We start from the raw sequence: 16,794 nt of genomic DNA on the forward strand, positions 1-16,794 counted from the left end.
TTTGTGGCTCCCCCCCCTCTATTCACAAAATAATTCGAATGCTATGAAAAAAAAAATAGCTCTTCTAGTTTTAGTCCTCATCACGGGAAATCTATTTTCTCAAAATAAATACCGTCTTAAAAATATCTCGACAACCGATGGTCTTTCGCAAAGTTCTGTCATTGCCATACATCAGGATAAATTAGGGCAAATGTGGTTTGGTACGCGGGACGGACTCAATAAATACGACGGAAGCAAGTTTACCATTTTTAGAAATGACATTTCTGACAAAGCAACGATTAGCAACAACGATATTCTCGCGATTGATGAAGACAATTCGGGGAAAATATGGGTCGGAACTTACAACGGACTCAACTGTTACGATCCTGTTTCCAATACCTTCAAGAGGTATTTGCACTCCAATACCAACCACACCATTAGTAGTAATGCTGTTTGGTGTATCAAAGAAATTGGCAATGAGCTTTGGTTTGGAACCTCAAAAGGCTTGAGCATTTTCAATAAAAAAACCAAGCTGTTTACTTCTGTTTTCCATTCAGATACCGATACCTCAACTTTGCCAAGCAATAATATTCTGACTATTATAAAAACCAAAAAGCAGGAAATCTGGATTGGCACAACAAAAGGTTTATGCCGACTTACAAGCAGAAATAACGGAAAATTAACTTTTAAAAATTACCCACTAAATACTACTGATTTACTTAATGTTCAAACCATTGCAGAAGACGCGCAAGGTGATTTATGGATTGGTACCAAAAACAAAGCGCTTTTAAAACTCGATATAAAAACGCGTCAATTTGTTTCTTTTTTGCCGAATGAAAAATACAAAGAAATAAACGCAGACATTCGTTCATTAGCCATTGACAATCAAGGTTCGCTATGGATTGGCGCTTACGATGGAATCTATATTTACGGCAAAGATAAAAGTCTCCAAAAAATCAATAACAGTAATAATAGCAACGGGATTGACAAAGTAAAATCGGTTTTTATCGATAAAAAAGGTTCTGTTTGGATCGGCTGTTATTACAAAGGCGTAAACATCTGGGATGTCTCTAATGTCAATTTTTCGAATTACAATCAGAATTCAAAAAAAATCCCTATGAGTTTTGATGTCATCAGTTCGATCATCACCGACAAAAACAAAAATATCTACTTTGGCACGGAAGGCGGTGGAATAACCATTTACAACCCAAATACATCGGTAACAAGTTATATCAATAGCAGCACTGGACAAAGCAATAAAAATGATATCAAATCGATGTCGCTTTCTCCCGATAATATCTTGTGGATTGGCACATTTTCTAAAGGATTATCGGCTTACAATACCCTTTCAAAAAGAATTGAAGACAACCGCATCAGTTCGGAATTAAGCGCATTAGTAAAAGAAACCGGTGTCTATTCTATCAAAACGGAAGCCAACGGAATCGTTTGGATCGGAACTTTCGGAAAAGGTTTGATTCGATACAATTCTATTGACAAAACCTTTGTCCTTGTAGGAAACGATAACACAAAAGCCAATTTTCTAACAAACAATATTATCCGAACTCTTCTAATTGATCAAAAAAAGAGACTTTGGGTCGGAACTCAAAATGGACTTAATTGCATCTCGTTGAACAATTTCAAACCCAATCATTATTCCATACAACATTACTTTTTTGATAAACCTTCTTTGTCGGGAGATGACATACTCACGCTATATCAGGACAGTCAGAACAAAATATGGGTGGGTACAAAAGCAAAAGGACTGCATTATTTTGATGGAAAAAGATTTCAGAAAATCAATCTAAAAGTCGGAAACACTGTAATTACTTCGATACATTCGATCTTAGAGGATGGTGACAAAAACCTATGGGTCAGCACGAATCAGGGAATTTTAAAATACAGTACCACTCAAAAAACGGTTGCTTTATATGATCAAAAAGATGGTTTGGCAAGTAATGAATTCAATGATAATTCGGCCTTAAAACTGGACGCTACACAATTTTATTTTGGAAGCCCATCCGGAGCTACGTTTTTTGATGCCAAAAAAATTGTACTGAACCGATACTCGCCACAAGTTTTAATCACAAGTCTGAAAATTAAAAATAAGACGATAAATCCAAATGACACACCGGAAATTTTAGAGAAAGGCATCAGTTACACCAAAAACATAACGCTCGACTATGACAAGGCTAATTTTTCTATCAGTTATGCCATTCCAAATTACATCCGATCAAAAAACAACCAGTACAGTTACCGCTTAATTGGTCTGGAAAACAACTGGACGACTACCAAAAATACCGAGGCTATATTTGCCATTCAAAACCCGGGAACTTATATTTTTGAAGTACGAGGTGCCAACAATGACGGGGTCTGGAACAGTAATCCCACTACACTTACCGTCACTGTAAATCCTGCACCATGGCGAAGTATTTGGGCTTTTTTATTGTATGGAATAACAATTGGTATCGGATTATATGGATTGATGTGGATTATTAAATCAAAAGCCACATTAAAACAAAAACTGGAATTAGAATATCTGGAAACCAAACGCATTGAAGAAAACAATCGTATCAAATTGGATTTCTTTACGAACATTTCGCACGAATTCAGAACACCGCTGACCTTGATTCTTGGTCCCTTGCAACAAATATTGGCGGACTACAACGGAACTAACGAAATGTACAAAAAACTGTTGGTTATAGAAGGAAGTGCCAATCATCTTTTGAGTCTGATTAACCGATTAATGGATTTCAGAAAACTAGAAAGCCATCAGGTCACCTTAGAATCTGCCAATGGAAATATTGTAAAATTTACTAAAGAAATCTTTCTGTCTTTTATAGAATATGCCAAAGATGGCGGTTACCAGTACACTTTTGAATCTTCACATGAGGAAATCCAGGTGTATTTTGATCGCTACAAATTAGAGCGTGTTTTTTATAATTTGATTTCAAATGCTTTTAGATATACGCCAAAAGGAGGTGTTATTGCAATCAAAATAAGTCAGAACGCAGAAAACTTATTCATTGCGGTAGAAGATTCGGGAGTTGGAATTGCCCAAGAGCATATTGACAAAATTTTTGATTTATTTTTTGAAATTCCGACCCACAACAACGTTCAAAAAAATTACAATAAAGGCACCGGAATTGGATTGTCGATTGTAAAAAACATTGTAAAACTTCATAAAGGAACCATAAATGTCGTCAACAAAAAAACGGAAGGTGTTATTTTTACGGTCACACTTCCATTAGGGAAAGAACATCTTCGACCAGAAGAAATCATTAAGGATTTTAGAATCAGCGATGCTATTGAACAGTATACAGCACAACTCGTTCCTAATGAAACAACAGAACCGGAAGACATTGACGATTATGTAGTGAATGCCGAAAAACAAACGATACTACTTGTGGAAGACCATAAAGTGCTGAGAGACTTCATGAAAAATCTACTTAAAAAAGAGTATAACATTCTGGTTGCCGACAACGGAAAAACGGCCTTAGAAAAAGCCATTCAATATGTACCCAATTTAATTATCAGTGATGTTATTATGCCCGAAATGGTTGGTACCGAGCTTTGTTCCAAAATAAAAGAAAACCTGAAAACCAGTCATATTCCTGTAATATTACTGACTTCACGATCTTCTTTGGTTTACAAATTTGAAGGCTTGGAAAGTGGCGCTGATGATTATATCAGTAAACCTTTTAATTTAATTGAATTTAAACTCCGTATTAAAAATCTCCTCCATTCAACGGAACGATTAAAAGCAAAATTCTCAAGCGAAGACAATTTTGTTCCGGCAGAAATAACGGTATCTTCCATAGACGAAGCACTATTAAAAAAAGCCTTCCGTATTGTAGAGGACAATATCTCCAACGAGCAATTTGACATTCCTTTTTTCTGCTCCGAACTAGGGGTAAGCCGTACGATGTTATTTCTAAAAGTAAAAGCTTGGACGAACTTCACGCCAAATGAATTCATTCATGAAATAAGATTAAAACGAGCCGCCCAATTGTTGGAACAAAACAAACTAAACGTTTCTGAAGTCAGTTATAAGGTAGGTTTTAACAACCCCAAATACTTTAGCAAATGTTTTCAAAAAAGATATGGAAAAACTCCGTCACAATTTGCTGACAAATTTTCTAAACCGTTGTCCGTATTTTAAAAAGTCCTTTGTTTTCAGGGCTTAAAAAAGGGTGTCTGTATTTTTAGATACCCTTTTTTGTACTTCTATATCGCTTGTGCCTAATACATTTGTGGTATGAAAGTCAAAAAAACAAAATTCATATTACTCCAAATTCTCTTCATGATGCTGATAATAGGAATGAGTTTATTGCTTTTTTATTTTAGCTAACATTAACCTTTAAACCAAAAAATGAATGTTTACAAACCAAAAAATTAAGTCGTTTAAATGGTGTTTCCTGGTACTCTTTTTACTGGGAATTACTATTGTGAATGCACAGGAGAGAAAAGTCACCGGAAAAGTTACTTCCAGTGAAGACTTACTCGGACTTCCTGGTGCTAATGTATATATCAAGGGATCTTCTGTAGGAGCCACTGCCGATATGGATGGGAATTATGCTGTTTTTGTTTCAGAAAAAAATGCTGTACTTGTTTTCAACTTTATAGGATATCAGTCGGTCGAAATTCCGGTCGGAAATAAAACCGTTGTCAATATTAGTCTAAAACCCGATACCAAAAATCTGGATGAAGTAATTGTGATCGGTTACGGAACCCGCAAAAAGAGCGACATTACAGGTTCTGTATCTTCCGTAACGGCAAAAGAATTAACTGCCTATCCCTTATTAAATGCCGAACAAGCTTTACAAGGGCGTGCAGCGGGGGTTTCTGTACAATCCAATAATGGTGGTGAACCGGGCGCTCCGATAAAAATCAGAGTTCGTGGAGGTACTTCGATTAATGCGAGTGGAGACGCGCTTGTTGTGGTGGATGGTTTTGCAGGGGTTTCTATGCCTGCACCTCAGGACATCGCTTCTATCGAGGTATTAAAAGATGCCTCAGCAACTGCTATTTACGGATCAAGAGGGTCTAACGGGGTTATTATTGTTACCACCAAAAAAGGAAAACCGGGAAAACCGGTTATTGAATTCAGCAATTCAACTTCCGTACAATCTGTCAATAACAAATTGGATTTATTAAATGCCGATCAGTTTGTAGCGTACCGAAAAAGTTTCACTACACATACAGCAGGGCCAGCAAACACAGACTGGCAGGATGTCATTTATCGTGATGGTATGATTTCGAATAACCAATTGTCTTTTTCCGGAGGATCGGAAAAAGTGAGGTATTATGTTTCAGGAAATTATTTCAATCAAAATGGTGTTGTAATTAATTCCGGAATTGATAAGTACTCGATTGTAAGCAATTTAGAAGCCGATTTAAGCGACCGATTTAAAGTAGGTTTGAATACCTTTCAAAGCAAACAAAATAAAGAAGGAATTATTTCTCAGACCGGTGCAGGCGGAACCGGAGCTGCCGGTGTAATTGCTGCCGCTTACCGTTTTATGCCGGATCAGGGCATCTACAAACCCGACGGAAGCTATACTTCTACTGCTCCTATTGGGGATGATATTGACAATCCGTATGCAACAGCGATGGAAAATGTTTTAGAAACCGTTTCTGTAGTAAGCAGAAATAATTTCTTCGCCACTTATAAAATCACACCTGACCTTGAATTTAAAACCACTTTAGGTTTATCGGATTCCAACTCTCAAACCGGAAGATTTATTCCGTCTACTCTAATTGCAGGGAAAAATATCAAAGGAGAAGCTTCTGTAAGCAACAACCGAAATTCCTCCTTCCTGACCGAAAATTATCTGACGTACAAAAAAGAGATTATCACAAAAGGAATCCTGACTGTTCTTGGAGGGTACTCCTATCAAAAAAACAAAAACGAAACTTCTTTTGCAGCCTCAAGAGGATTTTTGACCAATACCAATTCCTATCATAATTTAGGGGCCGGAACAGTCTTTTTAAAACCGGATTCTTCTTTATCAGAAACCGAGTTGATCTCGGCTTTCGGAAGGCTAAACTTTGATTACGACGATAAATACTTACTAACGTTTACGGCCAGACGTGACGGTTCATCGAGTTTCAGTAAAAACTATAAATATGGAACTTTCCCATCGGGGGCCATTGGTTGGAACATCGCTAAAGAACAATTCTTAAAAGACAATAAAACGATTTCTAATCTTAAGCTAAGAGCCAGTTATGGTGCTACAGGAAATCCTTCTATCGGTGCTTATTCTACGCTGTCCAGATTTTCTGAGATATATGATGTGAGTGGTGACGTAATTGTAAATGCAGTTCAATTAACATCATTGGACAATCCAAACTTAAAATGGGAGACTTCCTATCAACAAGATTACGGGATCGATTTAGGTTTGTTTGATAATCGCATAAGTTTAACCGCCGATTATTATAAAACGATTACCAAAGACTTGCTGTTCAACAGACCTTTACCGGGAGTTTCAGGAATTGCCTCGCAACTTCAGAATGTTGGAGAACTAGAGAATAAAGGTTGGGAATTGGGAATTAATTCTAAAAACTTTATCGGAGCCGATTTTACCTGGTCGACCAGTTTTAATATTTCATCCAACAAAAATAAAGTATTAAAATTAGCCGATAACAAAGACCTCCTTATCAACTCGACACCGGGGCATTTCCTTGCAACAGAATCTCAGATTTTGAGAGTTGGACAGCCGGTTGGTTCCTTCTTCGGATTTGTTTATGATGGTGTGATTCAACAGGGAGAAACTGTACTTCCGGGGAATTTTGAAACGGCTCCGGGTGGAGAAAAATTCAAAGATGTAAACGGTGACGGAAAATTAGATTCGAACGACAAGACCATTATCGGAAATCCAAATCCGAACTTCATCTTCGGTTTAAACAATGATTTCACGTATAAAAATTTAGACTTAAATATTTTCTTCCAAGGTTCAGAAGGGAATCAAATTCTGAATTATACTTTAATGGAATTGGCTTCAGGAAACAATAATGCAACAACAGAAGTTTTAGATGCCTGGACTCCTACGCACACCGACACCAATGTTCCGGCCAATGCAGCGAGAACCAAAAGAGTAACGTCAAGATTTGTATACGATGCAAGTTATATCCGTTTGAAAAACATCTCACTTGGATACAGCTTAAATGAAAAAATTGTTTCGAAAATGGGACTGAGTAAAGTCCGTTTTTTCATCAGTGCACAAAATATCTGGACCATTACCGACTATCCGGGTTCTGATCCGGAGGGCAATTATCTGAATGATACCAATGCCAGAAGTAATACCAATTTGGGTCTGGAATATGGAAGTTACCCAAATGTGAGAACATTTACGTTCGGATTTAATTTAAAATTTTAGTCAAATACCATCACTATCATGAAAAAATATATCGCTTTTATTTTCCTGGGAATATTCGCCTTCGGATGCTCTGATTTAGAAGAACATCCCGTAGGAATCATTCGTCCGGATAACTTTTTTAATAATACAGACGATTTGCAAGCTGCTGTAAATGGAAGTTTTGCCAACATCGCTCACAACAACTACTGGGGAAGAGAGTTTACTATTGCCCTGATGCTTAGAGATGATATGTCCGATATTGGAGACCGAACCACTCAGGCAGCAAGGATTGATGTAAACGATTTTAGAATGAACGACACCAATGCACTGGTAGCTAACTTCTGGCCACAATCGTTTATCATCATTGCCGCGGCCAATCAGGCGATCGAAGGCGCTAAAAAAACACCTGGTGATCCTGCAAAAGTAAACGCCATTGTTGCTCAGGCTTATTTCGCAAGAGCTTTTACCTACTATCATTTGGTTCGCATCTTTGGAGATGTTCCGTATATCGATTTTGCCGTAAACGAAGTTTCACAGGTCGATAAATTAAGCCGAACCAAAGAAGCAATAGTATATGCCAAAATCATTGAGGATTTGGAATTCGCAAAAAAATGGTTGGACGACAAACCAAAAGTAAAAGCCGTTCCCGGAAAAGGAACTGCAGCAGGTTATTTGGCTTCGGTGTATTTAACTTTAGGAAATTATCAAAAAGCCTACGATGAAGCCAAATACGTTATTACCAATGAGGCAAAATTTGGTTTAGGGCTGGATGCTGATTTTCAGGATTTATTTAATGCAACAAAAGCTGCTTCATTAAAAGAGCCTTTATTTACAATTGATTTTAACAACTTAACCTCCGGAAATTACGGTCAGGACTATACCGCCTTTTTTACAGGTTCCTTAAAAGACGACAGTTACAGTTACGGACAGGGGTTTTCTGTGGCTGTACCTTCTTTAAAAGTTTTTAACGACTGGGATCAGAGAGATTACAGAAGAGCGGTAAGTTTTGACACGATCATCAGAAAAAAAACAGGACCGGGTGGTGCTTTGCAAATTTATCCTTCAAGCGATAACGAAAAAGCGCCACGCCCTCATATTGCCAAATACTATCGTTTTCCGGGTAAAGCAGGTGCTAACGGAAGAACTTCCCAACACAACTACATCACCATGCGTTATGCCGAAGTATTGCTGACGGCTGCTGAGGCTTTAAACGAAATTAGTCCGGGAACTTCAGAAGCGAATGGTTATGTAAACAGAGTGCGTGCCAGAGCCAGAAACAAAGCAGGCAGACAAGTTTCTTTTCCTGCAAATGTAACACCGGGATTATCTAAAACGGATTTCAGGAAAATGGTGGTTGATGAAAGAAGATTAGAATTGGCGTTTGAATACATTAGATGGTACGATATTAAAAGACTTAAAAATGGCCCTGAAGTATTTGGTCCAAATGGTTTTGAGCCTCACGCCAATTTTGATTCCAATAGAGATTATTTGTTCGCATTGCCAGGAACTGAGTTGGCGATAAATCCAAACTTAGCACCAAATAACCCTGGCTATTAAAACATTATATTAAATTTACTTATGACTAAAGTTAATCACATACTTTTTGTTCTTGGGTTTGCATGGCTGCTTACAGCGTGCAAATCCGGGAATAATTCTCAGACCAATGCAACCGCATCTTCAGCTAATCTGCTTGAAACCCGTTATAAAATGATGTTGGAATATCCCGTAGATTCAATGGCAATGCCACGCAGCATGACCCCGGCATCCAATCTCATAAAGAAAGTACCTTCGCGAGATTGGACCAGTGGTTTTTTTGCCGGAAACTTATGGCAATTGTATCGACTAACAGGCAATTCCGAATACAAAAAACAAGCAGAAAAGTGGACACCATTCAGCAAAAAAGAAAGTGTAAATCGTGGTTCTCATGATGTGGGATTTAAGGTGTATTGTGCCTTTGGAGAAGGTTTAAAAGTAACCAATAATCCGGAATACAAAAAAACGATTATCAAAGGAGCTGAAACCTTATGTACGCGTTTTAATGAAAAAGTAGGTGCGATCCGTTCCTGGGATTTCAATAAAGACATTTGGGAATATCCGGTAATCATTGATAATATGATGAATTTGGAATTGCTTTTTGAGGCTACTAAATTATCCGGAGATAAAAAATATCAGGATATCGCCATCAAACATGCGAATACGACACTCAAAAATCAATTTAGAAAAGACAACAGCTGTTACCATGTGGTGGTTTACGACACCATTACGGGAGCTGTAAAAAAGAAAACGACTTTACAGGGATACAATGACGATTCGGCTTGGGCACGAGGTCAGGCCTGGGCGGTTTACGGATTTACCATGTCGTATCGTTATACAAAAGACAAGGCCTACATCGATCAGGCGGAAGCAACCGCAAAGTTTTTTATGACGAATAAAAACCTGCCCGAAGATGGGATTCCGTATTGGGATTTTAACGATCCTGGTATTCCAAATGCGGCACGTGATGTTTCTGCAGCCACCATTATGGCTTCTGCTTTATACGAACTTTATGGCTACACCAAAAACAAAACGTATCTGGCTTATGCCAACAAAGTAATCCAAACTTTAAGTTCTGATCAATATATTTTAGACTCTAAAATCAACGCACCCTTTATCTTTGGTCATAGCACAGGAAACTGGCCCAAACACGACGAAATTGACGAGCCAATCGTTTATGCCGATTATTACTTTCTGGAAGCAGTATTAAGAAAAAAAGACTTATAACGTATGAGAAAATTATCTTACCGCTACAAGTTTGTTTTTACGTTTCTTTTTGTTTTTTATTTTGGTTGTAACAGTCTTTCTGCTCAGACCAATAACGATCGTACCAAAACAAATCTCAACGACAATTGGCTTTATTTAGAAAACGGTACTACAAACCTTAAAGAGGCGCAAAAAGCAATCAATTGGGTTCCAATAAGTGTACCACATAGTTGGAACAGCGAAGATGCAACCGATTTAATTCCGGGTTACAGACGGGATGCGAGCTGGTATCAAAAAATGCTCAACATCACAAAAATAGATCAAAACCGACGTTATTTTTTATATTTCGAAGGCTCCAATGTCACTACCAAAGTATATGTAAACGGTAAAGAGGCAGGTGGTCATATTGGTGGTTATATTGGTTTTACAATCGATATTACAAATTATATCAAAGAAGGAAATAATGAACTTTTTGTACGTGTAGACAACAGTTATGATATTGAAATTATTCCATCACAAAAAAGTGATTTCTTTATCTACGGAGGAATTACGCGGGATGTTTGGCTGGTTTCTAAATACAAAAACAACATTGCCAATCTAAAAATTACAACTCCCGAAGTATCAGACAAAAAAGCGTCTTTAAAAGTTAGTGCGTCAATAGAAAATCCGGAAGAGTTAAAGGGACTTTCATTAAGTGTTATCCTTAAAAATCCAAAAGGAAAAAAAGTCGCAGGCAAAACCGTATCCGTTACCGATAAAACCGTTAACATAAGCTTTGAGAATCTTAAAAATCCGGAATTGTGGGATACTCAAAAACCTAATTTATATACGATCACCGCTGTGCTCTCAGAAAAAAATACGGTAAGAGACAGCGCTACCGAAAAAGTTGGTTTCAGATGGTTTGAGTTTAAGGATCACGGCGCTTTTTACCTTAACGGAAAAAGACTTCTGATTCGTGGCACACACCGACACGAAGAGCAAGCCGGTGTTGGCGCTGCCATGAGTAATGCACAACATCGCGCCGACATGGAATCCATAAAAAAAATGGGCGCCAATTTTGTCCGTCTCGCCCATTACCCGCAAGATCCCGAAATCTACAAAGCCTGTGATGAACTTGGTCTTTTGGTTTGGGATGAATTGCCTTGGTGTCGTGGCGGAATTGGAGATGAACTTTGGAAAACAAATACCAAAAACATGCTGGTTGAAATCATCGAACAGAATTACAACCATCCGAGTATTATCATTTGGTCTTTAGGAAACGAAATGAATTGGCTTCCTGACTTTCCGGATGGAGACAATACGGAGAAAACCAATGCTTTTTTAACCCAACTAAATGATATTGCACATCAACTTGATCCAAACAGAAAAACCGCAATTCGCAAGTATTATGAAGGCTCACAAATTGTAGACGTCTTCTCCCCCTCTATCTGGTCAGGCTGGTACTCCGGCAGCTACAAAAGTTACCAAAAGGCAATTGATGTTTACAAAAAAGAATACAAACATTTTATTCATGCCGAATATGGTGGTGACAGTCATGTTGGGCGTCACAGCGAAAACCCGATCACAGGCGAAAACATCATAAAAGCAGAAGGCTGGGAAGAAGCCATCGTGCAAACCAAAGTAGCTAATATTGCTCAAATTGGCGATTGGAGCGAAAATTACATTGTAGATTTATTCGACTGGCATTTGCATATCTCTGAGAATGATCCAACGTTTGTGGGTAATGTGCAATGGGCATTTAAGGACTTTGCAACACCGCTACGCCCCGAAGACGATATCCCGTACATGAACCAAAAAGGACTGGTAGACCGAAATGGAATTCCAAAAGACGCCTATTATGTCTTTAAAAGCTACTGGAGCGACGAGCCTTTCACGTACATCGAATCACACACCTGGACCGAACGCCAAGGACCTGAGAATACGCCAAGAGTTTTAAGTGTTTTTAGCAATTGCGAAAAAGTGACTTTGTTTCACGACGGAAAATCACTTGGCGAAAAACAAAGAAATACTACGGTTTATCCGGCATGTGGTTTAACCTGGGACGTTACTTTCAAAAAGGGAGAAAATACGTTAATTGCCATTGGAAAAAACAAAAGCGGAAAAACAGTCTCGGATACTATAAAAGTAAACTATCGATTTATTAAAAATGAAGCTGCGGTTTCTTTACAATTGTCTTCGGAAAAGTTAAAAAACGGAAATTATCTGGTAACGGCTATTGCGATAGACCATAACAATTTGCGTTGTTTAGATTATGAAGAGAGCGTTTATTTTCAATGTTTGAAAGGTGGGAAAACGATCAAAAATCAAGGAACACCTACCGGAAGTGAATCGATTCGAATGGCTAATGGAAAAGCTGCAATAGAGGTGATTCCAAATGGCACCGGAGCTCCGATTGAAATGACCGTTTTAAATCAGAATTTTAAGGGCGAATATTTAAAAATACAACCATGATAAAAGTGGGTATGAATAATTTTAAAAGCAAAGTGCGATAAGAAAAAGTGCTAAGGCCACTAAGGTTAACCTTGTGGCCTACTTTTACTTTGCAAAACTTAATGCTCTTTGCCGTTATTTTAAAGCCTGAACTCAATTAATATTTAAATTATAAATCATTGTTTATCAGTATTTAAAATGCTTTTTTTTTATCTCCTACCAGATCAAAAAAAGACCTTGCAGGAAAACCGTACTATTTAAAAATTAGCAACTTAATACCATAACTCCGATTTAAAGCATTTTAACAAACCCATCTAATGATACTAAAAATGAAAAAATTACTAACCTTATTCCTCCTCATCTCGTCTGTTTTTGGGTTCGCACAAAATTTAATTTCCAACGTCTCCAACAGAAATACCACTTCCTTAAACGGGGTTTGGAATTACATTGTTGATCCTTACGAAACGGGTTATTACAGTTTTCACCATGATGTTTATGACAAACAGGCCAAACCTTCAAATGCGGCTTATTTTAATAATTATCATGCCGTAAACAAACAGGAATTAGTAGAATATAATTTTGATACCTCCCCCAAAATAAACATCCCGGGAGATTGGAATTCGCAGGTTCCGGAACTAAAATATTACGAAGGAAATGTATGGTTCAAAAAATCTTTTGATTACGATTTAAAAGAAAAAAAACGTCTCTTTGTCTACATTGGCGCCATTAACTACAAAGCAGATGTCTATTTAAACGGTAAAAAATTAGGCACACATGAAGGAGGTTTTACACCCTTTAATTATGAAGTTACCTCAATTGTAAAACCAAAGGACAATTATTTAGTAATTAAAGTAGACAACACCCGACACAAAGAAGACGTCCCAACACTAAATACAGATTGGTGGAACTACGGCGGAATTACGCGCGATGTTACGTTAATCGAAGAATCAGCATCTTTTGTAGAAGATTATACGATTCAATTGGACAAAAAGAATCAAAACAAAATTTCCGGTTTTGTCAAAATCAATAACTTAAATCCGGAACAGAATGCGGTCACCATCACCATTCCGGAATTGAAAATTAAATACAAAGCTAAAGTAAGTCCCGATGGCATTTTGAAATTTGAAATTCCGGTCAAAAACGTTTCGTACTGGTCTCCTGAAAATCCAAAATTATATCAGGTGGGCATTGATTTTAACGGTGAAAAACTAGAGGATACCATTGGCTTTAGAACGATCGAAACACAGGGTGACAAAATTCTGTTAAACGGAAAACAACTCTTCTTGCGAGGGATCTCCATTCACGAAGAAAATGCCAAAGGCGGACGTGCCAATTCTGAAGAAGATGCCTCGCGTTTGCTTAATTGGGCCAAGGAATTAGGTTGTAATTATGTACGTCTTGCGCATTATCCGCATAACGAAAACATCATCAGAATGGCCGATAAACTAGGCTTGATGGTCTGGGAAGAAATCCCCGTGTACTGGACCGTAGAATTCACCAGAAAAGAAACCTACAACAATGCACAAGAACAACTAACGGCTGCCATAACAAGAGATAAAAACAGAGCTTGTATTATCATTTGGTCTATGGCTAATGAAACACCAATTTCTGATGCCAGAAATACCTTTATCCAAAATCTGGTTGCACATACCAAATCATTAGACAACACGAGATTAATCAGTGCGGCCTTATTAACACAAACAAGTGAAGGATTTGGAACTATAAATGATGCCATTGGCGAATCTCTGGATATCATTTCCTTTAACCAATATTTAGGCTGGTACGGTGGCAATCTGGAAGATGCGGAAAAAGTACTTTGGAAAACCAAATACAACAAACCCGTTATAGTTTCTGAGTTCGGAGGAGATGCCAAAGCCGGCTTACATGGCGACAAAAAAGAACGCTGGACCGAAGAATATCAAGAATACTTGTACATTCAGAATCTTAAAATGATCGAAAAAATACCTCATCTGAGCGGATTAAGTCCTTGGATTTTAGTTGATTTCAGATCTCCAAGAAGACTGTTACCGGGAATTCAGGACGAATACAACCGAAAAGGCCTGATCTCAAACGAGGGTCAGAAGAAGAAAGCTTTTTACATTATGCGTGATTGGTACGAAAAAAAGAAAAAGGAATAAGGTTTTAGTTTTTCTATACATAATTCTCTTATTTTTGTATAAACTACATTAAAAATACTACATTATGAAAAACTTTAGTTTACTTACCCTTCTCTTATTATTTGTCTTTTCTGTTAACGCTCAAGAGGTTAAATTCCCTGCTTTAGATGCCAGTCCGGCAGATATTGCTTATTTCCCGAATAAAGCGGTAAAGTTTAAAAAAACCGACACTACACTTCCGTCGATAAAAGTGATTTATTCAAGACCTTCAGCTAAAGGTCGCTCCATTTTTGGGGAATTAATTCCTTTTGGGGAAGTATGGCGTGTAGGGGCAAATGAAAATACAGAGATTAAATTTTACAAGCCGGCTACAATCAATGGTATTGCAGTTCCTGCAGGTACTTACAGTCTTTTTGCCATTCCTGAAAAAGACAAATGGACCGTTATCATCAACAAAGAAATTGACTTATGGGGTGGATATGCTTACGATCAAAGCAAAGACCTGGTAAGAATTCTGGTTCCGGTTAAAGCCATAACAACTCCGGTAGAGGCGTTATCGATTGCTTTTACAACTCAGGGTGCAGTTACCAATTTGGTTATTGGCTGGGATAAAACAACGGTTGAAGTTCCGATTACGCTTAAGTAAGTTGAACTAAACTTCTAAAATAAAAAAGAGACACTAAATTTATTAATTAAGTGTCTCTTTTTTTTATAACTTTCGTTAATTAACTAACAAGCAATATTTTAAAACCAAAAGAATGAAAAAATACTATTTGCAGCTGTTATTTTTATTGACGATTTATTCCGGTTATTCACAACAAAAATTCAAAATTACGTACGAACAATTAAAAGAATATGAAGGTATTTATGAATATGTAAATAAAGGAACTCTTAAAATAGCGGCTTCACCTAAAGACACCGTTTTATATGCCATTATTAACGAAAGCAAATACAAATTAAAAGCAATTGACAAAGATATTTTTCAAAACATGTCAAACGAAAAAGTGACTTTTTTGAGAAAAGATGGAGCCCTTACCAGTTATGCTTCAGAAGGAACTACTTTTAATTTAATTACAAAAAAAGTCGTTTTCCCCAAAGAGATGTGGTACGCAAGACCAAATGCAAAAGACTTTAAATATGTCTATATACAGCCCAAACAAGATACAGACGGACTACCGACAGGAAATCTCGATTATACCGGATTAGACAAATCTTTATTGAATGAAATGATGCAAAAAATTGTAGACGGTAGCTTTCCAAACGTCCACAGTGTTTTGATTATAAAAGATGGGAAATTGGTCTTTGAAGAGTATTTTTATGAATACAATAAAGCCAAACTACACGAGTTAAGATCGGCTACCAAAAGTTTTGTTTCTGCCCTTACCGGAATCGCCATTGACAAAGGGTATATAGAAAACAAAGAGGTTACTGTACTTTCCTATTTTCCCGAATATACTTTTAAAAATCTTACCGAAGACAAAAGACTAATTTCGATTAAAAACCTTTTGACCAATCAAAGTGGTTTAGATTGTGATGTAAGTAATGCTAAATCAGAAGGAAATGAAACGGTAATGAATTCTTCTCCCGACTGGATACAATATACCTTAGACTTACCAATGGTTGACGTGCCGGGAGGAAAAGGAATGTATTGTTCCGGAAATCCAATAACACTGGGTAGAATTATCGAAAAAGCGACCAAAATGACGTTGCCCGATTTCGCCAAACAAACCCTTTTTAAAGATATAGGAATTAAAAATTTTACCTGGAATTTTAAACCCGACGCCTCAAGTGCTGAAACCTTTTGCCAACTCTATTTAAACTCAAGAGATATGGGAAAACTAGGTTTACTTTACCTTAATCGAGGTATTTGGAATGGCAAACAGGTTATTTCTACCGCTTGGGTAAAAGAGTCCTTAACCAAACAATCTGTTGTTCAGGGCGTAAATTATGGTTATTTATGGTGGCTAAAATATATAGATGTAAACGGCGTACGCTACAATGGGAAAGCAGCACAAGGAAACGGCGGTCAAAAAATTTACATTTGGGAAGAGCAAAATATGGTGACCATTATTACCGGAGGCAATTACAATTCACAATCCCCAAGCGACGAAATCATCCAAAAATATATACTACCTTCTTTCAATAAAAAATAAAATTAAGAATCAATTATTTTT

8 protein-coding genes are annotated in these 16,794 nt (G+C 37.3%); all 8 read left to right on the forward strand.

The window, feature by feature from the left end; all coding sequences use genetic code 11:
- Positions 1 to 43 precede the first annotated feature (43 nt).
- The 8 genes from ACHRV3_RS02805 (at position 44) to ACHRV3_RS02840 (ending at position 16,773) form a co-directional block, all read left to right on the forward strand.
- On the forward strand, positions 44 to 4,138 hold the full coding sequence (locus ACHRV3_RS02805; RefSeq protein WP_395435686.1) for a two-component regulator propeller domain-containing protein: 4,095 nt from the start codon (positions 44 to 46) through the stop codon (positions 4,136 to 4,138).
- A gap of 214 nt (positions 4,139 to 4,352) precedes the next feature.
- Positions 4,353 to 7,355 carry a TonB-dependent receptor gene (locus ACHRV3_RS02810; protein WP_047777287.1) on the forward strand — a complete coding sequence of 1,001 codons (3,003 nt, stop codon included), beginning with the start codon at positions 4,353 to 4,355 and terminating at the stop codon, positions 7,353 to 7,355.
- Between the two features lie 18 nt (positions 7,356 to 7,373).
- Positions 7,374 to 8,891, forward strand: a complete 1,518-nt coding sequence (locus ACHRV3_RS02815; RefSeq protein WP_395435685.1) for a RagB/SusD family nutrient uptake outer membrane protein — start codon at positions 7,374 to 7,376, stop codon at positions 8,889 to 8,891.
- A 21-nt stretch (positions 8,892 to 8,912) separates the two neighbouring features.
- Positions 8,913 to 10,094 (forward strand): glycoside hydrolase family 88 protein, encoded by a 1,182-nt coding sequence (locus ACHRV3_RS02820; protein ID WP_395435684.1) that lies wholly within the window; start codon positions 8,913 to 8,915, stop codon positions 10,092 to 10,094.
- 3 nt (positions 10,095 to 10,097) lie between these two features.
- The gene (locus ACHRV3_RS02825) at positions 10,098 to 12,524 is read left to right on the forward strand and encodes a glycoside hydrolase family 2 TIM barrel-domain containing protein (protein WP_395435683.1); all 2,427 of its coding nucleotides are present in this window, start codon (positions 10,098 to 10,100) and stop codon (positions 12,522 to 12,524) included.
- A gap of 308 nt (positions 12,525 to 12,832) precedes the next feature.
- The gene (locus tag ACHRV3_RS02830) at positions 12,833 to 14,641 is read left to right on the forward strand and encodes a glycoside hydrolase family 2 protein (protein ID WP_395435682.1); all 1,809 of its coding nucleotides are present in this window, start codon (positions 12,833 to 12,835) and stop codon (positions 14,639 to 14,641) included.
- Positions 14,642 to 14,705: 64 nt separating this feature from the next.
- The gene (locus ACHRV3_RS02835) at positions 14,706 to 15,266 is read left to right on the forward strand and encodes a DUF2911 domain-containing protein (protein ID WP_395435681.1); all 561 of its coding nucleotides are present in this window, start codon (positions 14,706 to 14,708) and stop codon (positions 15,264 to 15,266) included.
- Positions 15,267 to 15,378: 112 nt separating this feature from the next.
- Positions 15,379 to 16,773: a serine hydrolase domain-containing protein gene (locus ACHRV3_RS02840; protein WP_395435680.1), complete on the forward strand. Its 1,395-nt coding sequence runs from the start codon at positions 15,379 to 15,381 to the stop codon at positions 16,771 to 16,773.
- The last annotated feature ends 21 nt before the right edge of the window (positions 16,774 to 16,794 follow it).

The organism is Flavobacterium sp. FlaQc-49 (assembly GCF_044005985.1).
GTDB lineage: Bacteria > Bacteroidota > Bacteroidia > Flavobacteriales > Flavobacteriaceae > Flavobacterium > Flavobacterium cupriresistens.

Excerpts from the sequence above, each read along its gene's own strand:
- ACHRV3_RS02835 (WP_395435681.1), top strand. The coding sequence starts at position 14,706 with ATGAAAAACTTTAGTTTACTTACCCTTCTCTTATTATTTGTCTTTTCT.
- ACHRV3_RS02810 (WP_047777287.1), top strand. The coding sequence starts at position 4,353 with ATGTTTACAAACCAAAAAATTAAGTCGTTTAAATGGTGTTTCCTGGTA.
- ACHRV3_RS02805 (WP_395435686.1), top strand. The coding sequence starts at position 44 with ATGAAAAAAAAAATAGCTCTTCTAGTTTTAGTCCTCATCACGGGAAAT.
- ACHRV3_RS02825 (WP_395435683.1), top strand. The coding sequence starts at position 10,098 with ATGAGAAAATTATCTTACCGCTACAAGTTTGTTTTTACGTTTCTTTTT.
- ACHRV3_RS02820 (WP_395435684.1), top strand. The coding sequence starts at position 8,913 with ATGACTAAAGTTAATCACATACTTTTTGTTCTTGGGTTTGCATGGCTG.
- ACHRV3_RS02830 (WP_395435682.1), top strand. The coding sequence starts at position 12,833 with ATGAAAAAATTACTAACCTTATTCCTCCTCATCTCGTCTGTTTTTGGG.
- ACHRV3_RS02815 (WP_395435685.1), top strand. The coding sequence starts at position 7,374 with ATGAAAAAATATATCGCTTTTATTTTCCTGGGAATATTCGCCTTCGGA.
- ACHRV3_RS02840 (WP_395435680.1), top strand. The coding sequence starts at position 15,379 with ATGAAAAAATACTATTTGCAGCTGTTATTTTTATTGACGATTTATTCC.